This is a genomic window from Streptomyces sp. NBC_00454 (assembly GCF_041434015.1).
In the GTDB taxonomy this organism is placed as follows: Bacteria; Actinomycetota; Actinomycetes; order Streptomycetales; family Streptomycetaceae; genus Streptomyces.
On sequence record NZ_CP107907.1, the window covers coordinates 3777657 to 3797927 of the forward strand.

The following is a 20271-nucleotide window of genomic DNA, read 5'->3' on the forward strand; positions in this document are numbered from 1 at the left end:
TCGGCCGCCTTCCGCTCACACATACGATGGCTGAGGTCCATACCCGGTCCGTGTCCGTCGTACTGAGGAGAAGACGTGGCTGACGAGCTCACCCCGGAGACCCCGGAAGAAGAGCAGCCCCAGAAGAAGCACAAGCAGCGCAAGAACGGGCTGTACCCGGGCGTCAGCGAGGAACTCGCGGAAAGCATGCGCACCGGCTGGGCCGACACCGAGCTGCACGGACTGGAGCCGATCGCCCAGGCCGCGCACACCGCCGCCCGCCGTGCCGCGCTGTCCGCGCGCTTCCCCGGCGAGCGCCTCGTCGTCCCCGCCGGCCGGCTGAAGACCCGCTCGAACGACACGGAGTACCCCTTCCGTGCCTCGACCGAGTACGCGTACCTCACCGGTGACCAGACCGAGAACGGCGTCCTGGTCCTGGAGCCCGCGGGGGAGACCGGCCACCACGCCACCGTCTACCTGCTGCCCCGCTCCGACCGCGAGAACGGCGAGTTCTGGCTCTCCGGCAGCGGCGAGCTGTGGGTCGGCCGCCGGCACTCCCTCGCCGAGGCCGAGCAGCTGCTGGGCATCCCCGCCAAGGACGTGCGCAAGCTCGCCGAGGAGCTGACCGAGGCCGAGGGCCCGGTCCGCAACGTGCGCGGCCACGACTCCGTCATCGAAGCGGCCCTGACCGACAAGGTCACCAAGGAGCGCGACGAGGAGCTGCGCGTCTACCTCTCCGAGGCCCGCGCCGTGAAGGACGCCTTCGAGATCGGCGAGCTGCAGAAGGCCGTCGACTCCACCGTCCGCGGTTTCGAGGACGTCGTGAAGGTGCTCGACAAGGCCGAGGCCACCTCCGAGCGCTACATCGAGGGCACCTTCTTCCTGCGCGCCCGCGTCGAGGGCAACGACGTCGGCTACGGCTCCATCTGCGCCGCCGGCCCGCACGCCTGCACCCTGCACTGGGTCCGCAACGACGGCGACGTCCGCTCCGGCGACCTGCTGCTGCTCGACGCCGGCGTGGAGACCCACTCCCTCTACACCGCCGACGTCACGCGCACGCTGCCGATCAACGGCACGTACACCGACATCCAGCGCAAGATCTACGACGCGGTCTACGAGTCCCAGGAAGCCGGCATCGCCGCCGTCAAGCCGGGTGCGAAGTTCCGCGACTTCCACGACGCCTCGCAGCGCGTACTCGCCGAGAAGCTCGTCGAGTGGGGCCTGCTGGAGGGCCCGGTCGAGCGTGTTCTGGAGCTCGGCCTGCAGCGCCGCTGGACCCTGCACGGCACCGGTCACATGCTCGGCATGGACGTCCACGACTGCGCCGCCGCGCGCGTCGAGGCGTACGTGGCCGGCACGCTGGAGCCCGGCATGTGCCTCACCGTCGAGCCCGGTCTGTACTTCCAGGCCGACGACCTGACGGTGCCCGAGGAGTACCGCGGCATCGGCGTCCGGATCGAGGACGACATCCTCGTCACCGAGGACGGCAACCGGAACCTGTCGGCCGGTCTGCCCCGCACCTCCGACGATGTCGAGGCGTGGATGGCACGGCTCAAGGGCTGACGCCGCCGTTGGTTCAGGTGGGCGGGATCCTCTCCGGGGTCCCGCCCACCGGTGCGTCTAGGACACCTTCAGCAGCGAGTCGTCCCGCCACTTCAGCATCTTGTCGAAGCTCACCACGGCCCCCCGGCCCGGCCGGTTGCGGAAGCGGACGTGGTCGGCGAGTTCCGCGATCAGGTGCAGGCCCCGGCCGTGCTCGGCCAGGGAGGGTCTGCGGCGGGCCACCGTCGAGGGCGGGAACCCCGGGCCCGAATCGCTCACCTCGATGCGGCAGCGGTCCCCGTCCAGATAAGCCGTGACGTGGTACGCCCCGGCCCCCTCCGGAACGGAGCCGTGCGGCGAGGCTCCGCAGCCGCCGTGCTCCACCGCATTCGCACATGCCTCGCTCAGCGCCACCGACAGGTCGAAGGAGATGTCCGGGTCCACCCCCGCGGTCTCCATCGTCCCCAGCAGCAGCCGCCTGGCAAGGGGCACGCTCGCTGCTTCGCGCCTCAAGTGGAGAGACCACCAGATGCTCATACGGTTACCTATTGCCGCCCGCGGCGGGGCGTAAGCCCCTGGGGACCGAGAGAGCCCTCATTCGGCCGATGCGACGCTCCCGGGCGGCGGTGTATGCGGCGGTATGGGCCGACGTGACCGCGCCGGAACGCGAAGCAACCTGCGCACCTGCCGTATGAAGCGACTAAGCCCAGTGCGATGATGGCCCGGCCATGACTGCCCCCCACGCGACGCAGGCCGGACCCGGCCTGAGGCTGATCCGGACCGCGGTGTTCACCGCGGTCTGTGTCGTGCTGTCCGCGGTCGGGCACGCACTGGCCTCCTGCGCCACGGTGCCCTGGTGGTCGCTGTGCGCGGGTTTCCTCGCCGTCTTCGCCGTCGCGGCCCCTCTCGCGGGACGCCGCCGCTCGCTCCCCGGCATCGCCGCCGCACTGGCCACCGGACAGCTCGCACTGCACACGCTGTTCGGCCTGGGCCAGCACGGCGCCACGGTCCCGGCGGCCGGCACCGGCCCTTCCGACACCTCGCTCGCGGCGCTCGCCGCGCAGCTGGTGTGCGGGGGCAACACCGTCCCGCTCGGCCCGGCCGACGCCCGGCGGATCCTGGAGACTGCCGGCCTCGACCCGTCGGCCATGGCCGCCCAGGCCGAGGCCCAGGGCCACATGACGCACGCGCACATGGGGCAGGGCCTCGCCGAGCCGGCCACCGGGCTGCTCAGCCCCGGCATGCTGGTCGGCCACCTGCTGGCCGCGCTGGCCGCCGGCTGGCTGCTCGGCCGCGGCGACGCCGCGCTGTTCCGGCTCCTCGAACTGTCCCGGCTCGCCGCCCTGTCCGCCGAAGCCGACCCGGTGCGCCCGCTGCGTGCCGCGCTGGCCTACGTACGGGCCCTCGGCGCCGGGCTCCCGGGCACGCCGGTCCGTACCCCCCGGGCCGCCGGGACCGCCGCGGACCCCGCCGTCCCCACCGGCCGGGACGCTCTCCAGCACACGGTGATCAGGCGCGGGCCGCCCACGGCGTTCGCCCTCGCAGCCTGACGCGGCACTTCTCCTCCCCGGGACGTACGACGGGAGCACCGGTGCCGCGAACTCCGTGCGCGCCGCGTGCGGAGCCACCGTCACCACAGCTTCCGTGGAGTGTTTCTGCCATGAAGACCTCTCGCGTCTCCTTCGCCGCCGCCCTCGCCGCCGGTACCGTCCTCCTCCTCTCCGGGACCGCCTTCGCCCACGTCGGCGTGCAGCCCGGCGAGGCCACCAAGGGCGGCTACGCGACGATCAACTTCAAGGTCCCCAACGAGCGCGACAACGCCTCGACCACTCAGCTCGAGGTCAACTTCCCGGCCGACCAGCCGCTGTCGTCCGTCATGCCGCAGGACGTTCCCGGCTGGACCGTGACCGTGGAGAAGAGCAAGCTCGACAAGCCGCTCACCGTGCACGGCAAGCAGATCAACGAGGCCGTCACCAAGGTGACCTGGTCGGGCGGCAAGATCGAGCCCGGCAAGTTCCAGCAGTTCCCGCTGTCCATCGGCCAGCTGCCCACCAACGCCGACAAGATGGTCTTCAAGGCGATCCAGACGTACGACAACAACGAGACCGTCCGCTGGATCGAAGAGGCCAAGGAAGGCTCGGCGGAGCCGGCCAACCCGGCCCCCGTCCTGAAGCTGACCGCCGCCCCGGCAGCGGGCGCGGGCGACCACCACGACGGCGACAAGAACGGCGCCGCCGCCGACAAGACGGACCACACCGAGGCCGCCAAGAGCGGCTCCGACACGACCGCGCGGGCCCTCGGCATCGCCGGCATCGTGATCGGCCTCGGCGGCGTGGCCTTCGGCGTCGCCTCGCGCCGCCGCACCTCCTGACCTGCCGCACCGATATGCCGATCCGTCTGTCCGGCCGGGCTGTGACGGTCTCGGCCGGACACGCGGATCCACCCGTACCAACCCCGATCCCAGGGACATTTCCATGCGCACCACACGTGTGACGGTCGCCGCCCTCGTGGCGGCGGCCGCCCTCACCCTGACCGCCTGCGGTGGTGAGTCGGCCAACACCGGCAAGGTCACCCAGATCAGCGGAGGCCAGGCGAAAGCCGGCGCCGCGACCGTGCTCGACCGCCCCTTCGACAAGCCGGACGTGGTCCTGACGGACACCACCGGCAAGCCGTGGAACCTGCGCGAGCAGACCAAGGGCAAGCCGACGCTCATCTACTTCGGCTACACCAACTGCCCCGACGTGTGCCCCCTGACGATGGGCAACATCGCCGTCGCCAAGAAGGCACTTCCCAAGGCCGACCAGGACAAGCTCCAGGTCGTCTTCGTCACCACCGACCCCGACCGGGACACTCCCGAATCCCTCGGCTCGTGGCTCAAGGGCCTGGACCCGGCATTCACCGGGCTGACCGGGGACTTCGCCACCATCCAGGCCGCCGCGCGCACGCTCGGCATCGGTATCGAGGCTGCCACGAAGGGGGCCGACGGCAAGGTCGTCTCCATGCACGGCGCCCAGGTCATCGCGTTCTCTCCGAAGAACGACGAGGGGTACCTCCTCTACGGGGAGTCCGCCACCGTCGATGACTACACCAAGGACCTGCCGAAGATCATCAAGGGAGAGAACCCGTGAACACCCGCACCACCCGCACCCTCGCCGCCGCCCTCTCCCTGACGGCAGCGCTCGCCATATCCGGCTGCTCCTCGGACGCCAAGGACTCGGCAGGCTCCGCCGACTCGGGCGCCAAGCCGAAGCTGACGGTCAGCGGCGGCTACATGCCCGAGCCCGTCAACGACAAGATGGCCGGCGCGTTCATGGTCATCAAGAACGACTCCAAGACCGCCGACAAGCTGACCGGCATCACGAGCCCGCTCTCCGACGATCTGCAGATCCACGAGACCAAGGATCAGAAGATGCAGCAGGTGCAGTCCATGGACGTGCCCGCGAACGGTGAGCTCAAGCTGGAACGCGGCGGCAACCACGTCATGTTCATGGGCCTGAAGAACACTCCCAAGGTCGGCGACAAGGTCACCGTGGAGCTGCGTTTCGAGAAGGCCGACCCGATCGAGGTCGAGCTGGACGTCAAGGAGCGTACGTACAAGGCACCGACCTCCAACGAGCACTGACGGACCGAGGGACTGACACGCCATGACGGCCACCGCCCCCGCCCCATCCGCGGCCCGCGTCCGTGCCAGGGCGCTCCTGCCGCGGCTCACGCTGGTCCTCGCAGCCCTGCTCGCGGCCTTGTTCACCGCGGCCGTCCCGGCCTCGGCGCACGCCGCGCTGACCGCGAGCGACCCCAAGGACGGGGCGGTGGTCGCCACGGCGCCCGCCCAGGTCACCCTCTCGTTCTCGGAGGGGGTCGCCATGAACGGCGATTCCATCCGCGTACTGGACCCGCAGGGCAAGCGCATCGACACCGGTGAACTGCGCGACCTCTGCAGCGGAAACGTCATCCGCTACGGCACCGCCCTGCGCCCCGGACTGGCCGACGGCACCTACACGGTCGCCTGGCAGGCCATTTCCGCCGACAGCCATCCGGTCTCCGGCGCCTTCACCTTCTCCATCGGAGCCCCCTCCCGGACCGCCGTCACGCTGCCTGCGCAGACCGCGGGCGACGGGCCCGTCGCCATCGCCTACGACGTCGCTCGCTACGCCGCCTACGCCGGGTTCGCCGTGCTCGTCGGCGCCGCCTGCTTCATCCTGCTGTGCTGGCGCCGGGGTGCCGCCGAGCGGCCGATGCAGAAGCTGGTCGTACGGGCCTGGGTCACGCTCACCGTGGCCACCCTCGCGATGCTCCTGCTCCGCAACCCCTACACGGGGTCCGGGAACTTCGCCGACGTCTTCGACCTCGCCGGGCTGAAGGCCGTCCTGGAGACCAAGTCCGGCGCCTCCCTCGTCTCGCGGCTGCTCCTCCTCGGCGCTGCCGCGCTCTTCATCGCCGTCCTGTTCGGCGCCTACGCACGGCGCCACCAGAGCGGCGGGAGCAACGGCAACACTGGCAGCGGCAAGGGCTCCGCCGAGGCCATGGAGGAGGACGCCGGGGGAGAGAGCGATCTCGTCTTCGGCCTCGCCATCGGCGGGACCGTCGTCGCCGCCGGCATCGCCGCCACCTGGGCGCTGGCCGAGCACGCTTCCACCGGCCTCCAGCCCGCCCTCGCCATGCCCGTCGACATCCTGCACCTGCTGGCCGTCGCCACCTGGCTCGGCGGGCTCACCGCGCTGCTCGTCGCTCTCCACAAGGTCCCGGGGATCGAGCGCGCGGCCATCCGGCGCTTCTCCACCGTCGCCTTCGTCAGCGTCCTCGTGCTCGCCGCCACCGGTACCTACCAGTCCTGGCGCCAGGTCGGCAGCTGGTCCGCCCTCACCGGGACCTCCTACGGGCAGCTCCTGCTCGTGAAGCTGGGCCTCGTCGGCGTCCTCGTCGCCATCGCCTCCGTCTCCCGGAAGTGGACCTCGCGGCTCGCCGAGGCGGCCCCGGCCGGGAAGCCGGTCAAGGCGAAGGCGAAGGCCAAGGCTGTCGCACAGGGCGATGTTTCACGTGAAACATCGGCCGCGTCGGCGTCTGCGTCCACCGACCCCAAGCGCGCCGCGCAGCTCGCCCGCCAGGGGGCCGCTCGGCGCAGCGCCCAGGAGAAGCAGGCACGCGACGCCGATCCGGACCGCGCGGGCCTGCGCCGGTCCGTGCTCGCCGAGGCGGGCGTCGCCCTGGTCCTGCTGGCCGTCACCACGGTTCTCACCAGCACCGAGCCCGGCCGCGCCGCCGAGCTGGAGACGAGCCGCGGCTCCAACGCCGCCGCCGTCCCCGACCGCGCGGTCAAGATCACCCTGCCGTACGACACGGGCGGCCAGAACGGCAAGGGCTCGGTCCGGCTCCAGCTGGATCCGGGCCGCGTCGGCGCGAACACCCTCCACGTCTGGGCCGAGACCCCCGACGGCCGGCCGGTGGACCTTCCCGAGGTCAAGGTCTCCTTCACCCTCGCGGCCAAGGACATCGGCCCGCTGCCCGTCGTGCCCGAACACGCCGCCCCCGGACACTGGAGCGCCTCGGGCGTCCAGCTGCCGCTGGCCGGCGACTGGCGGATCGACGTGACCGTCCGCACCTCCGACATCGACCAGACGACCGTCCAGAAGAACGTCAAGATCGGCTGATCAGCGTGACCCAGAACAGTGAGACCACCGAGAACACCACGGGCACTCCCGATATCGAGATCTCCCGGCGCCGCCTGCTGGGCACCGTCGGCGCCGCGGGCGCCGCCGGGCTCGCGCTCGGCGCCGCCGGCGGAGCGCTCGTGCACTCCGCCGTGGCCGGCACCGGGACGGCCGGCTCCGGGGGCGCCCCGGGCAGCCTCGCCTCCCTCGGCTCCACCCGGGTCGCCTTCGACGGGGAGCACCAGGCCGGCATCACCACGCCCCTCCAGGCCAAGGGCCACGTCCTCGCCTTCGATCTGGCGCCGGGCGCCGCCCGTACCGAGGCCGCCGCCCTGATGCGCCGGTGGTCCGACACCGCCCGGCGGCTGACCGCCGGAGAGGCCGCGCCGACCGCCGACACCGGGATCGCCCTCGACGCCGGACCGTCCTCCCTCACCATCACCTTCGGCTTCGGCCACTCCTTCTTCGATCGCACCGGCCTCACCGCCCGGCGACCCGCCGCCCTGGATCCGCTGCCGGACTTCTCCTCGGACCGGCTCGACGCCCAGCGGAGCAACGGCGACCTGTGGGTCCAGATCGGCGCCGACGACGGGCTGGTCGCCTTCCACGCGCTGCGGGCCCTGCAGAAGGACGCCGGGGACGCCGCCCGCCTGCGCTGGCAGATGAACGGCTTCAACCGCTCTCCCGGCGCCACCGGCACCCCCATGACCGCGCGCAACCTCATGGGCCAGGTGGACGGCACGAACAACCCGAAGCCGGCCGAAGCCGATTTCGACAAGCGGATCTTCGTCCAGGGAACGGTGCCCGCCGAGCACTCCTGGATGGTGGGGGGCTCGTACGCCGTCGTACGCCGCATCCGCATGCTCCTCGACCACTGGGACCAGCAGTCGGTCGCCCAGCAGGAGCAGGTCATCGGCCGTACGAAGGCCACCGGCGCCCCGCTGACCGGGGGCGAGGAGACCACCCCAATGGACCTCGGCAAGTTCGGGGCCGACGGCAAGCCGGTCATCCCCTCCAACGCCCACGCCAGGATCTCCGCCCCGGCGCAGAACGGCGGGGCGGCGATGCTCCGGCGCCCCTTCTCCTTCCACGACGGGACGGCTCCCGACGGGGCGCCCGACGCGGGGCTCCTCTTCATCTGCTGGCAGGCCGACCCGGCGCGCGGTTTCGTCCCCGTGCAGCGCAAGCTCGACCGGGGCGACGCCCTGTCGGAGTTCATCCGGCACGAGTCCAGCGGCCTGTACGCGGTCCCGCCCGGCGCCGGTGCCGGGGAGTACGTGGGACAGCGGCTGCTCGAGGGATGAACAGCTCTGTGGCGTCGCGGGCCCGGCATTAGGCTGATCGCATGTCGGCCACCCGCTTCACCTATCTCGGTCCCGAGGGCACCTTCACCGAAGCCGCCCTTCGCACCCTGCCCGAAGCCGCGACCCGGGAGCTCGTCCCGATGGTCTCGGTCCCGGCCGCCCTGGACGCCGTACGCAACGGGGAGGCCGCGGCAGCGCTGGTCCCGATCGAGAACTCGGTGGAGGGCGGGGTCACCTCGACCCTCGACGAGCTGGCCTCGGGCGAACCGCTGATGATCTACCGCGAGGTGCTGCTCCCGATCGCCTTCGCGCTGCTGGTCCGGCCGGGGACCAAGCTCTCGGAGATCAAGACCGTCACCGGGCACCCGGTGGCCCAGCCGCAGGTACGCAACTGGCTGCGGGCGAACCTGCCCGACGCGGTGTGGGAGTCGGCGGCCTCCAATGCCGACGGGGCCCGGCTGGTCCAGGAAGGCCGCTTCGACGCCGCCTTCGCGGGCGAGTTCGCGGCCGTCACCTACGGGCTGGTCCCGCTGGTCACCGAGATCCACGACGCGCAGAACGCGGAGACCCGCTTCGTGCTGGTCGGCCGCCCCGCCCGGCCGGCCGCGCCGACCGGCGCGGACAAGACCTCCGTCGTGCTGTGGATGGGCGACGACCGCCCCGGTGCTCTGCTGGAGCTGCTCCAGGAGTTCGCCGTCCGCGGGGTGAACCTGATGCTGATCCAGTCGAGGCCGACGGGCGAGGGCATCGGCAACTACTGCTTCGCCGTGGACGCCGAGGGCCACATTTCCGACCGCCGGGTCGGCGAGGCCCTCATGGGCCTGAAGCGGACCTGCCCGCAGATCCGCTTCCTCGGCTCGTATCCGCGCGCCGGTGTCGCTCAGGGTGATGTGCGTGCGACCCGGTCGGGGACCTCGGACAGCGATTTCACCGCTGCCTCGGACTGGCTGACCCGTTGCCTCGACGGGCGCCCGTAGCGCTCTGTCCACTGTCCACAGAGTTATCCACAGGCAGAGATGCAGACCTGGGGACAAGTCGACAGAGCGGCACGACAAGGTCGACAAATCGGTCGGGTGACCCAGGTTTCGCGCTGGGGAGCGGAAGGTGAACGGCGTCACCCCTGCATCACCGATCAACTCTTTGGGGCGAGCCATTCCCACCCGAATGAGTGTGTGAGGGTGGTTTGAACCCTGATTGACCCTGCTCGCTCCGCGGTCAGGATTGATCTATTCCTGTATCCACAGATGCGGCACACAGCCTGTGGATAAGCCGGTGCCGTGGGGAATTCCTGTGGACAAGGAACGGCCTCCAGCCCTGCTCAGAGGCTGCCCGATCGGGGACCCCGTGCCCCTTTTCGGGGAATGGGGCCGCTTTTATCGACCCCGGAGGAAGGAGCACTTCCGGCCGCCCGTCGGAAGTTTTCCATTCGCGGCAATTGGGACAAAGCGACACGCAGCGTGATATCGGTGCGGCGCCCGAAGCCCGGCCCGGTAGCCTGGAGGGGTGATTGACCTCCGGCTGCTCCGTGAAGACCCTGACCGTGTCCGCGCCTCGCAGCGCGCCCGTGGAGAGGACGTCGCGCTCGTCGACGCACTGCTCTCCGCCGACGAGCGCCGCAGGTCCTCCGGCATGCGATTCGACGAACTGCGCAATGAGCAAAGGTCGCTCGGCAAGCTCATTCCCAAGGCCTCTCCGGAGGAGCGGACCGAGCTGCTGAAGAAGGCCGATCAGCTCAAGCAGAACGTCAAGGCGGCCGAAGCCGAGCAGAACGAGGCGGACGAAGCCGCCAAGACGCTGCTGCTCCAGCTCGGCAACATCGTCCACGAGGACGTGCCCGTCGGCGGTGAAGAGGACTTCACCGTCCTGGAGACGCACGGCACCATCCGCGACTTCGGCGCCGAGGGCTTCGAGCCCAAGGACCACCTGGAGCTCGGCGAGTCCCTGGGCGCCATCGACGTCGAGCGCGGCGCCAAGGTCTCCGGATCGCGTTTCTACTACCTCACCGGTGTCGGCGCCCTGCTGGAGCTCGCGCTCGTCAACGCCGCCATCGCGCAGGCCACCGAGGCCGGGTTCATCCCGATGCTCACCCCGGCGCTGGTCCGCCCGCGCGCCATGGAGGGCACCGGCTTCCTCGGCCAGGCCGCGGAGAACGTGTACCACCTGGAGGGCGACGACCTCTACCTGGTCGGCACCTCCGAGGTCCCGCTCGCCGCGTACCACATGGACGAGATCATCGACGCGGACAAGCTGCCGCTGCGCTACGCCGGTTTCTCCCCGTGCTTCCGCCGCGAGGCCGGCACGTACGGCAAGGACACCCGCGGCATCTTCCGCGTCCACCAGTTCGACAAGGTCGAGATGTTCTCGTACGTCGCGCCGGAGGAGGCCGAGGCCGAGCACCAGCGGCTCCTGGAGTGGGAGAAGCAGTGGCTGACCAGCCTCGAACTGCCCTTCCAGGTGATCGACGTGGCCACGGGCGACCTGGGCTCCTCCGCCTCCCGCAAGTTCGACTGCGAGGCGTGGATCCCCACCCAGGGCAAGTACCGCGAGCTGACCTCCGCCTCGAACTGTGACGGATTCCAGGCCCGCCGCCTGTCGGTCCGCTACCGCGAGGGCAAGAAGACCGCGCCGCTGTCCACGCTGAACGGCACCCTCTGCGCCGTCCCGCGCACGATCGTCGCGATCCTGGAGAACCACCAGCAGGCCGACGGCACGGTCCGGGTGCCCCCGGTGCTCCGTCCCTACCTGGGCGGCCGCGAATTCCTGGAGCCGATCTCCAAGTGAGCACGGCCCCGTTCCCGTACAAGCTCGTCGCCACCGACCTCGACGGCACGCTCCTGCGTGATGACGACACCGTCTCGGAACGCACCCGTGAGGCGCTCGTCGCCGCGGGTGCGGCCGGCGCGGCGCACATCATCGTCACCGGCCGCGCCGTGCCCTGGACCCGGCACGTCCTCGACGACCTCGGCTACAAGGGCATCGCGGTCTGCGGACAGGGCGCGCAGGTCTACGACGCGGGCGCGCACCGGCTGCTGACCTCGGTGACGCTCGACCGGAAGCTGGCCGCCCTGGCGCTGGAGAAGATCGAGGCCGAGGTGGGTCCGCTGGCCCTGGCCGCCAGCCGGGACGGGGTCGAGGGCGAAGTCCTGTTCGGCCCCGGCTACCAGGTGCAGGAGGGCCTTCCGGCGATCTACCTGGAAGACACCGCCGAGGTCTGGACGGATCCGCTGAACAAGCTGTACATCCAGCACCCCGAGCTGGACGAGGACAGTCTCGTCGAGGTGGCCCGGCAGACCGTGGGCGATCTGGTCGGCATCGTCATGGCCGGTCCGGGTGTCGTGGAGATCCTGCCGCTCGGGCTGAGCAAGGCCACCGGCCTCTCGCTGGCCGCGCGCCGGCTGGGGGTGAAGGCGGCCGAGACGATCGCCTTCGGCGACATGCCCAACGACATCCCGATGTTCGGCTGGGCCGCGCACGGGGTGGCCATGGCCAATGCCCATGCGGAACTGAAGGCGGTCGCCGACGAGGTGACCACCTCCAACCAGCAGGACGGCATCGCGGTCGTCCTGGAGCGTCTGCTGGGCGCCGCGTAACCAGGCACAGGAATGGGGAAAGGTCCGGAACAGCCCGCGCCACCAGGCGCGCTCGAAGTGGCTGTTCCGGACCTTTTTGTTGCTCCCCGCACCGCTCACTCTGCCCGCGGTGAAGACGGCGTACCAGCGAATTTCGTCCGGGTCATGTTTCACGTGAAACATGCTCGTCGTGCCTGCGCGGGTGCGGGTGGCGGGTCAGCGGCCAGGCGAGCAGGCCCACCGCGAGGGCGATGGCGTGGCCCAGGTCGGTGAAGGTGCCGCCGGTGGCCAGGGGGAGCCCGAAGAAGGCCACGGAGCCCGCCAGGTAGAACCATCGCCAGGGGCTGGGGAGACGGTAGGTCAGTACCCCCACGGCGGTCGCGAGTCCGTAGCTGACGCCGATGTCGACGACGTGGACCATGCTGCGCGGGGCCCGGTTGTCCCGGATGGCCATGAGGACGACCCGCTGGCTGAGCAGGGTGGCCGTGATGTGGCCGGTCGCGACGATCAGGAGCCAGCGCAGGGTGCCGAGCCAGCGTTCCACGTTGGCGTGGAAGATCTCGAAGAGCAGGACGTAGAGGGCGAGCGAGGCCGGGTTCTCGATCCAGAAGGCGCTGCTCAGCAGGGCTCTTGTGGGGTGCCGGGCCAGCTCGTGGATATTGCTGCTGTTGCGGTGGAGCAGGATGTGTTCGAGGTGGTCAGGCACGATCACGACGACGATGCTCGTGACGGCGATGATCAGCAGCCAGATGTGGGTACCGGGCGCTGCCCGTATCCAGGACCTCACGGGCCTGGAAGGCTCGGGCTCGGCGGGCTTGATCATGTCCCGATGATGCCGCGCAAACCTGTGCCCCGCCTGGCCGGTGGGCCGGGCGGGGCACAGGTTTTGCGCGGATTTGGCTACTCGTCGCCCGCCAGCGTGAGGCGGCGGAGCCGCTGGCCGGCGTAGACGGTGGCTCCGACGGTGACCGCCACGAGCAGGATCACGGCGGTGGGCAGCCCGACGGTGGCGTCCACGTACCCCTCGCCCGCGACCTTCTGCGCGAGGGCGAGCGCCCACTGCTGGACGCTGAGGGTCTTGGCACCGTCCACCAGGCTGCCGAAGAGGGACTCCCAGATCAGCGCGTAGACGAGGCCGAAGACGACCGCGTGCCGGCTCACGGTGCCCAGCAGCAGGAACAGGGCGCTGTAGGCCACCGAGGCGATGAGGGCGGCGACGGTGTAGGCCACGGCGATCTGCTGGCCGTTGCCGTTGAGGATGAAGCCGGCGATCAGGGTGGGGATCGCGGAGAAGACCATGGTGACGGCGATCGCGACGATCAGCTTGGTCATGATGATCGTCGGGCGCTTCACCGGCTTGGAGAGCAGGTAGACGATCGAGCCGTCGTCGATCTCCGGGCCGATGGCTCCGGTTCCGGCGATGACACCGATCAGCGGGACCATCGTGGCCAGGGCGAATCCGCCGAGGAGGTCGGCGGCGACCTTGTCGTCCAGGCCCGTGAAGGCGCGGACGGCGATGGAGATGACGATCAGCAGGGCGGGCAGCGCGAGGAGGATCAGCGCGCGGCGGCGGCCGAGCAGGGCCCGGTAGGTGAGCCGGGCAACGGTGGGGTTGTACATGGATGCCAGCTCCTTCAGGCCGCGACGAGGTAGGAGAAGACCGATTCGAGGGACTCGTCGGAGGGCGAGACCGTCATCAGCCGGATGCCGTGCTCACGGGCGACCCGCGGCAGCAGCTCGGTGAAGCGCCCGAAGTCGACGGCCTGGATGCGCAGGGCGCCTTCCTTGAGGTCGACCTCGATCCCGGCGGTGGACGGGTCGGCGATCAGGGCCGCGGCGAGGGCCCGGTCGTCGGAGGAGCGGATGAGGTAGCGGTGGGGGCGGTCCGTCATCAGGCGGCGGATCTTGCGGAAGTCACCGGAGGCCGCGTGCCGGCCGGCGACGACCACCTCGATGTGGGAGGCGAGCTGCTCGACCTCCTCCAGGATGTGCGAGGAGAACAGCACGGTGCGGCCGGAGTCGCCCATCCGCCGCAGCAGCTCCATGAGCTGCATGCGCTGACGCGGGTCCATGCCGTTGAACGGCTCGTCGAGCAGGAGCACCGAGGGGTCGTGGACCAGGGCCGAGGCCATTTTCACGCGCTGGCGCATGCCCTTGGAGTACGTGGAGATCTTGCGGTCCTGCGCGTACTCCATCTCGACGGTGGCCAGTGCCCGCTGGGCCGCCACGTCGTCGAGGCCGTGCAGTTCGGCGTTGGCGACGACGAACTCCCGGCCGGTGAGGAAGTCGTACATGGCCTCGCGCTCGGGCACGACGCCGATCTGCTTGTAGACCTGCTCGTTGCGCCAGATCGGCGTGCCGTCGAGGGTGACGGTGCCCGTGGAGGGGGCGAGGAAGCCGCCCATCATGTTGATGAGGGTGGACTTGCCGGCGCCGTTGGGGCCCAGCAGGCCGGTGACTCCGGGACCGATGCGCATGGTCACGTCGTTGACGGCGACGACGTTCCCGAACCAGCGGGAGGTGTGGTCGATGTCGATGATGGTCACAGCCCGGCCTTCCGGTAGCGGGCCATCAGGGCGGCGTAGGAGCCGGCGATGAGGGCGAGGATGACGAGCAGGTAGACGGCGCCGGCGGCGCCCGAGGGGCCCGTGCTGTCGGGGAAGCCGGAGTCGGCGCCGAGGAACGCGCTCTGCAGTCCGTCGATGAGGCTCATCGGGGAGAACAGGCCGAGCCACTCGATGACCCCGCCCGAGCCCGTTTCGTGGGCGATGGCCTGGACGGCCGACACGGCGCCGTAGGGGATCAGGAGCACGGCGATGATGGCGGCGACGCCGAAGCCGCGGCGCGGGGTGAGGGCGGCCATGACCAGGCCGAGTCCGGAGAAGAGCAGCGACAGCAGCAGTACCGACACCAGCGCCTGCCCGAATCCCTTGGTCTGGTCGCCGAAGTCGAACTTGGCGAGCAGCGAGCCGATGTACATGATCACCAGCGGGGTGGCGGTGAGGATGAACAGCGCCGAGGCCATGGCCGCGTACTTGGCCAGCACGTAGTCCACTCGCTCGATCGGCCGCGAGAAGTACAGCGGCACGGTCTTGAAGCGCAGGTCCCGCGAGACGGACTGCGGTGCCTGGGAGGCCAGGTAGAGGTAGACGATCACCTGAGTGGTCATGGCGTACGTCGTGTACTTGATCGGCAGCGAGGTGGAGCCGGGCACGGCGATCGCGACCGCCACGAGGATCAGCGCGGGAACACACATCACCGCGAAGAGCAGCATCGGCAGCACCTTGGACTTGGCCGAGCGGCCCAGTCCGTACGCGCCGCGCAGGGACTGCGCGAACAGCGACTTGCGGGCGTAGGCGCGGCCGAGGCGGGGGCCGTCGTAGGACCGGTAGCCGATGTTGTGGATCTGGGTCGAGGTGTCAGGCGCCATCGGAACCGGCTCCCTTCTGCTGGGTGGCGGCCCAGGCGGCGGCCTGGGCGGACTGGGCTGCGGCCTGAGCGGCCGCTGCGTCGCTGTCGCGGAAGACCTCCGCGATGTGGTGGCGGCGCTGTTCCATGCGGACCAGGCCGATGCCGAGGTCGGCGACGGTGTCGCGGACGGTGTCGTACGTCGCCTCGCCGGTGGCCTCGACCAGGAGGATGTGGCCGGCGCCGGGCAGGCCCTCCTCCTCTCCCGCGTGCAGCACGACACCGGCCTCGGTGAGTGCCTTGCGCAGGGCGGCGGTGCCGTCCGGGTGGGTGTCGGAGTCGGTGACCTCGACCGCGAGGGTGGTGGTGGTCTGGGTGAAGTCGCTGGTGGAGCTGGAGCGCAGCAGCTTGCCGCCGTCGACGACCACGACGTGGTCGCAGGTCCGCTCCAGCTCGCCGAGGAGGTGGGAGGTGACCAGGACCGAGATGCCGAAGTCGGTGTAGACGCGGCGGATCAGGCCGAGCATCTCGTCGCGGCCGACCGGGTCGAGCCCGTTGGTGGGCTCGTCGAGGAGGACAAGTTGCGGGTCGTGGACCAGTGCCTGGGCGAGCTTGACGCGCTGCTTCATGCCCGTGGAGTAGCCGCCGATGGGGCGGTAGCGCTCCTCGTACAGGCCCACGTGGCGCAGGGTGTCCGCGGTGCGCTCGCGTGCGGCGGTCGGCGGGAGCCCGGACATGCGCGCCATGTGCACGACGAACTCGGTGGCCGAGACGTCGGGGGGCAGGCAGTCGTGCTCGGGCATGTAGCCGACGCGTTCTCGGATGGCGCTGCCGTGGGTGGCTACGTCGAGTCCGAGCACCGCGGCGGTGCCCTCGGTGGCGGGGGAGAGTCCCAGCAGAATCTTGATCAGCGTGGACTTGCCGGCTCCGTTGGCGCCCACGAGGCCGGTTACTCCGGGCCCGATGTCCAGGGAGAGCCGGTCGAGAGCGGTCACTCGGGGGTACCGCTTGCTCAGGCTTTCGGTCGCGATGACAGTCACGTGAACGACGTTAGTGGCGCCGTGCCCGCGGATCGTCAGACCTGGAGCTCGATCCCGTCTCCGCCTTCAGGACTACGGACCCCGACATAAGGCTGATGTAGGGCTGATGTGTACCGGACAAGTTTGTCCACAGGTCCGTGCACGGGCCTTGACGTGATCTCCAGTCATTGTCACATTCATCAGTGTCAAGTTACGGGCGCGTACGGCTATACGGACGGACGGCTGGCATGGCTGGGGACACCAAGCAACGCACCACAGAACTCTCCGCCGAACTGCGCGGGTTCAAGGAAGTGCAGCGCCTCTCCTACGAGTGCGCGGAGGCCGTCGCGGCGCAGCTGCGCCCCGGCGTGACCGAGCGCGAGGCCGCGCGGATGCAGCGCGACTGGCTGCGGGAGCGCGGGGTGCGGGACTGGTTCCACATGCCGTTCGCGTGGTTCGGCGACCGAACCGCCTTCACCGACTTCAAGATCCCGCTGCAGTTCTTCCCGACGAACCGGGCCCTGGAGCCGGGGATGCCGTTCATCCTCGACATGGCCCCGGTCTACAAGGGCTACACCGCGGACATCGGGTACTCGGGCAGCCTCGGCCTCAATCCGGTGCAGGACCGGCTCATGTCCGACCTCAGGGCACACCGCGCGCTGATCCTGGACCAGGTGCGCGAGCGCCGTTCCCTGCGCGACATCTACGAGGACGTCGAGCGGCTGATGATCAGCCAGGGGTACGCGAACCGGCACCGGGCCTACCCCTTCGGCGTCATCGCGCACAAGATAGACCGGGTCAAGGAGCGGCGCTGGTCTCCGACCGCGTTCGGGTTCGGCACCCAGGCCCTGAAGGGGCTGGTCTCCGACGCCCTGCACGGTCACCGCGAGGGCTGGTCCCCGCTGTGGAGCCCGTATCACTTCTCCGACCACCCGCCGCAGCCCGGCCTGTGGGCGGTGGAACCGCATCTGGGGTTCCGGGGCACCGGCGCCAAATTCGAGGAGATCCTGGTCGTCACCGACTCCCAGGACCCCGAGGAGAGCGCGTTCTGGCTGGACGACGACCTGCCGCACGTGCGGCGCTGGGCTGAGGAGAAGACGGCATGAGCGGCACGGAATTCGGCAAGGCGTCCGGGACGGCCTTCGCGGGGGCGCGCGAGCGCTGGGTGAGCACGGGCGGGGTCGAGCTGTGCGTGGTCGAGCTCGGTGACCCCGAGCTGCCGACCGTGATCCTGGTGCACGGGTACCCGGACAGCAAGGAGGTCTGGTCCGAGGTCGCCGAGCGGCTGGCCTCCCGCTTCCACGTCGTGCTCTACGACGTACGGGGCCACGGGCGCTCCACGGCCCCCGAGCCGCTGCGCGGCGGCTTCACCCTGGAGAAGCTGACCGACGACTTCCTGGCGGTGGCCGACGCGGTCAGCCCGGACCGCCCGGTGCACCTGGTCGGCCACGACTGGGGCTCCGTACAGGGCTGGGAGTTCGCGACGGTCGCCCGCACCGAGGGCCGCATCGCCTCCTTCACCTCCATGTCCGGGCCCTCCCTCGACCACTTCGGCCACTGGATCAAGAAGCGGATGGCGCGCCCCACCCCGCGCCGGGTCGCCCAGCTGCTGAACCAGGGCGCCAAGTCCTGGTACGTCTACATGCTGCACACGCCGGTGCTGCCGGAGCTCGCCTGGCGCGGACCGCTCGGCAAGCAGTGGCCGAAGATGCTCCAGCGGATGGAGAAGGTCCCGGCCGACGGGTACCCCACGGCCTCGCTGCCCATCGACGCCGCGCACGGCGCCTGGCTCTACCGGGACAACGTCCGGGCGCGCATGCGCAGGCCGCGCGCCGACGCGTACGCGCACACCCCGGTCCAGCTGATCACCCCCACCGGGGACGTCTTCCTCTCCGAGCGGCTCTACGACGAGCTGGAGCTGTGGGCCCCCGACCTGGTCCGGCGCACCCTGCCGGCCAAGCACTGGGTGCCCCGGACCCGGCCCGACCAGCTGGCCGCCTGGATCAGCGAGTTCGTCACCGCCCGGGAGGAGCCCGCCACGCGGGCGCCCGAACAGAAGGCGCCGGGCAAGTACGCGGACCGCTTCGGCGGCCAGCTGGTCCTGGTCACCGGAGCCGCCAGCGGCATCGGCCGGGCCACCGCCTTCGCGTTCGCCGAGGCCGGAGCCCGCGTGGTGTGCGTGGACCGGGACGCCGAGGGCGCGGCGCGCACCGCCGACATGGCCCGCCTGGTCGGCTCGCCGCAGGCCTGGGGCGAATGCGTGGACGTCAGCGACGAGCAGGCGATGGAGAAGCTCGCGGCGAAGGTGGCCGCCGAGTACGGGGTCGTGGACGTCCTGGTCAACAACGCCGGGATCGGCCTGTCGGGGCCGTTCCTGGAGACCAGCGCCGAGGACTGGAAGAAGGTCCTCGACGTCAATCTGTGGGGGGTCATCCACGGCTGCCGGATCTTCGGCAAGCAGATGGCCGAGCGCGGCCAGGGCGGGCACATCGTCAACACCGCTTCCGCCGCGGCCTATCTGCCCTCGAAGACCCTGCCCGCCTACAGCACCTCCAAGGCCGCGGTGCTGATGCTCAGCGAGTGCCTGCGCGCGGAGCTGGCGTCGAAGTCGATCGGGGTGTCGGCGATCTGCCCCGGCATCGTCAACACCAACATCACCGCCACTTCCCGGTTCACCGGGGTGGACGAGGCCGAGGAGAAGCGCCGCCAGCAGAAGTCCTCCCGCCTCTACGGACTGCGCAACTTCCCGCCGGAGAAGGTCGCCGACGCGATCCTGCTCGCCGTGGTGAAGAACCAGGCCGTGGTCCCGGTGACTCCCGAGTCCAAGGGCGCCCTGTGGATGTCCCGCTTCGCACCGGGCACCCTGCGGCGGTTCGCGAAGCTGGAGCCCAGGCTGTGAGCGGGGCCCCGTACGCGATCGCCCCGCGGCGCGTGGCCTTCGACTGGAAGACCACCCCGCTGCACTGGATACCGGACGAGCCCACCGCCACCCACGTCATCAACGTGCTGCACCTGCTGCTGCCCGCCGGCGAGCGGTGGTTCGTGAAGGTCTTCAAGGAAGGCCTTCCCCTGGTCACCGACCCCGAGCTGCGCAGGGAGGTGAAGGGGTTCATGGGCCAGGAGGCCACGCACAGCGTGCAGCACTCCTACGTCCTGGACCACCTCGCCGAACAGCAGCTGCCCACCGCGGCGTACACGAAGTACGTGGACCTCCTCTTCGAGAAGCTGCTGGGGGAGACCCCGCCGTTCGGCGCGCCCGTCACCGCGCAGGAGTGGCTGCGCTTCCGGCTCTCCCTGGTCGCCGCGATCGAGCAGTTCACGGCGGTCCTCGGGGACTGGGTGCTCGGTGCCGAAGGGCTGGACCGGGCCGGCGCGGACGAGGTCATGCTCGACCTGCTGCGCTGGCACGGCGCGGAGGAGGTGGAGCACCGCTCCGTCGCCTTCGACATGTACCAGCACTGCGGCGGCGCGGGGCTGCCCCGCTACGCGCGCCGCATCGAGGGCATGGCCGTGGTGGCCCCGGTGCTGGCCTGGCTGTGGTTGTGGGGGACCTCGTACCTCCTGCGCAACGACCCGGAACTGCCGGGTCGGCCGCGCTATTCGCTGCGCGAGCACAACCGTGCTGTGGCCAAGGGACTGCTGCCCACCTGGAGAGAGCTCGGCACGGCCATACCCCGCTACTTCCGGCGGTCGTACCATCCCTCGCAGGAGGGCTCGCTGCGCAGGGCGGTCGAGTACCTCGCGGCTTCGCCTGCCGCACGGACCGCGGCAGGCGCGGTCGGCCGAGCCGCCATGTCGTAGG

Annotated in this window: 19 protein-coding genes; 13 read left to right on the top strand and 6 right to left on the bottom strand. The window is 70.5% G+C overall.

The features are described from left to right. The first annotated feature begins 75 nt into the window (after window positions 1-75). Window positions 76-1542, top strand: coding sequence for an aminopeptidase P family protein (locus tag OHU74_RS17570; RefSeq protein ID WP_371616775.1), 1467 nt, complete (start codon window positions 76-78; stop codon window positions 1540-1542). 57 nt (window positions 1543-1599) lie between these two features. Here OHU74_RS17570 and OHU74_RS17575 read toward each other — a convergent pair whose 3' ends face one another. Continuing rightward, the gene (locus tag OHU74_RS17575; protein WP_371616776.1) at window positions 1600-2058 is read right to left on the bottom strand and encodes an ATP-binding protein; all 459 of its coding nucleotides are present in this window, start codon (window positions 2056-2058) and stop codon (window positions 1600-1602) included. Window positions 2059-2249: 191 nt separating this feature from the next. Between OHU74_RS17575 and OHU74_RS17580 the strand changes: the two genes are divergently transcribed. The 9 genes from OHU74_RS17580 to OHU74_RS17620 all read left to right on the top strand — a co-directional run bounded on the left by OHU74_RS17580 (window position 2250) and on the right by OHU74_RS17620 (window position 12063). Further along, window positions 2250-3071 (top strand): hypothetical protein, encoded by an 822-nt coding sequence (locus tag OHU74_RS17580; RefSeq protein WP_371616777.1) that lies wholly within the window; start codon window positions 2250-2252, stop codon window positions 3069-3071. Window positions 3072-3181: 110 nt separating this feature from the next. Then, window positions 3182-3892 (top strand): YcnI family protein, encoded by a 711-nt coding sequence (locus tag OHU74_RS17585; protein ID WP_371616778.1) that lies wholly within the window; start codon window positions 3182-3184, stop codon window positions 3890-3892. A gap of 103 nt (window positions 3893-3995) precedes the next feature. After that, the gene (locus tag OHU74_RS17590) at window positions 3996-4649 is read left to right on the top strand and encodes an SCO family protein (protein WP_371616779.1); all 654 of its coding nucleotides are present in this window, start codon (window positions 3996-3998) and stop codon (window positions 4647-4649) included. Then, window positions 4646-5143 carry a copper chaperone PCu(A)C gene (locus OHU74_RS17595; RefSeq protein WP_371616780.1) on the top strand — a complete coding sequence of 166 codons (498 nt, stop codon included), beginning with the start codon at window positions 4646-4648 and terminating at the stop codon, window positions 5141-5143. The genes OHU74_RS17590 and OHU74_RS17595 overlap by 4 nt, the downstream gene beginning before the upstream one ends. A gap of 22 nt (window positions 5144-5165) precedes the next feature. Then, a complete protein-coding gene (locus tag OHU74_RS17600) occupies window positions 5166-7169 on the top strand; it encodes a copper resistance protein CopC (RefSeq protein WP_371616781.1) in 2004 nt (667 codons plus the stop codon). A 5-nt stretch (window positions 7170-7174) separates the two neighbouring features. Next, window positions 7175-8473, top strand: coding sequence for an iron uptake transporter deferrochelatase/peroxidase subunit (gene efeB, locus OHU74_RS17605; protein ID WP_371616782.1), 1299 nt, complete (start codon window positions 7175-7177; stop codon window positions 8471-8473). A 41-nt stretch (window positions 8474-8514) separates the two neighbouring features. Continuing rightward, window positions 8515-9450: a prephenate dehydratase gene (gene pheA / locus OHU74_RS17610; protein WP_371616783.1), complete on the top strand. Its 936-nt coding sequence runs from the start codon at window positions 8515-8517 to the stop codon at window positions 9448-9450. A 526-nt stretch (window positions 9451-9976) separates the two neighbouring features. Continuing rightward, on the top strand, window positions 9977-11254 hold the full coding sequence (gene serS / locus OHU74_RS17615; RefSeq protein ID WP_371616784.1) for a serine--tRNA ligase: 1278 nt from the start codon (window positions 9977-9979) through the stop codon (window positions 11252-11254). Continuing rightward, window positions 11251-12063, top strand: coding sequence for an HAD family hydrolase (locus OHU74_RS17620; protein ID WP_371616785.1), 813 nt, complete (start codon window positions 11251-11253; stop codon window positions 12061-12063). Before serS ends, OHU74_RS17620 begins: the two co-directional genes overlap by 4 nt. Before the next feature lie 142 nt (window positions 12064-12205). Here the strand turns inward: OHU74_RS17620 and OHU74_RS17625 are convergent, their stop codons facing one another. From OHU74_RS17625 to OHU74_RS17645, 5 genes are all read right to left on the bottom strand, one after another. Continuing rightward, window positions 12206-12865, bottom strand: a complete 660-nt coding sequence (locus OHU74_RS17625) for a rhomboid-like protein (RefSeq protein WP_371616786.1) — start codon at window positions 12863-12865, stop codon at window positions 12206-12208. A gap of 77 nt (window positions 12866-12942) precedes the next feature. Then, the gene (locus tag OHU74_RS17630; RefSeq protein ID WP_371616787.1) at window positions 12943-13662 is read right to left on the bottom strand and encodes an ABC transporter permease subunit; all 720 of its coding nucleotides are present in this window, start codon (window positions 13660-13662) and stop codon (window positions 12943-12945) included. Window positions 13663-13676: 14 nt separating this feature from the next. Next, complete coding sequence (locus tag OHU74_RS17635) at window positions 13677-14588, bottom strand: ABC transporter ATP-binding protein (protein ID WP_371616788.1); 912 nt, start codon at window positions 14586-14588, stop codon at window positions 13677-13679. Further along, window positions 14585-15472 (bottom strand): ABC transporter permease, encoded by an 888-nt coding sequence (locus tag OHU74_RS17640; RefSeq protein ID WP_371616789.1) that lies wholly within the window; start codon window positions 15470-15472, stop codon window positions 14585-14587. Before OHU74_RS17640 ends, OHU74_RS17635 begins: the two co-directional genes overlap by 4 nt. Further along, the gene (locus tag OHU74_RS17645; protein ID WP_371616790.1) at window positions 15462-16490 is read right to left on the bottom strand and encodes an ABC transporter ATP-binding protein; all 1029 of its coding nucleotides are present in this window, start codon (window positions 16488-16490) and stop codon (window positions 15462-15464) included. The genes OHU74_RS17640 and OHU74_RS17645 overlap by 11 nt, the downstream gene beginning before the upstream one ends. 227 nt (window positions 16491-16717) lie before the next feature. Here OHU74_RS17645 and OHU74_RS17650 point away from each other — a divergent pair, with 227 nt between their 5' ends. The 3 genes from OHU74_RS17650 to OHU74_RS17660 are packed head-to-tail and all read left to right on the top strand — an operon-like array spanning window position 16718 to window position 20270. Then, window positions 16718-17575, top strand: coding sequence for a M24 family metallopeptidase (locus OHU74_RS17650; protein ID WP_371616791.1), 858 nt, complete (start codon window positions 16718-16720; stop codon window positions 17573-17575). Continuing rightward, window positions 17572-19368, top strand: coding sequence for an SDR family oxidoreductase (locus OHU74_RS17655; protein WP_371616792.1), 1797 nt, complete (start codon window positions 17572-17574; stop codon window positions 19366-19368). Before OHU74_RS17650 ends, OHU74_RS17655 begins: the two co-directional genes overlap by 4 nt. Continuing rightward, window positions 19365-20270, top strand: coding sequence for a metal-dependent hydrolase (locus OHU74_RS17660; protein WP_371616793.1), 906 nt, complete (start codon window positions 19365-19367; stop codon window positions 20268-20270). Before OHU74_RS17655 ends, OHU74_RS17660 begins: the two co-directional genes overlap by 4 nt. Window position 20271: the final 1 nt, after the last annotated feature.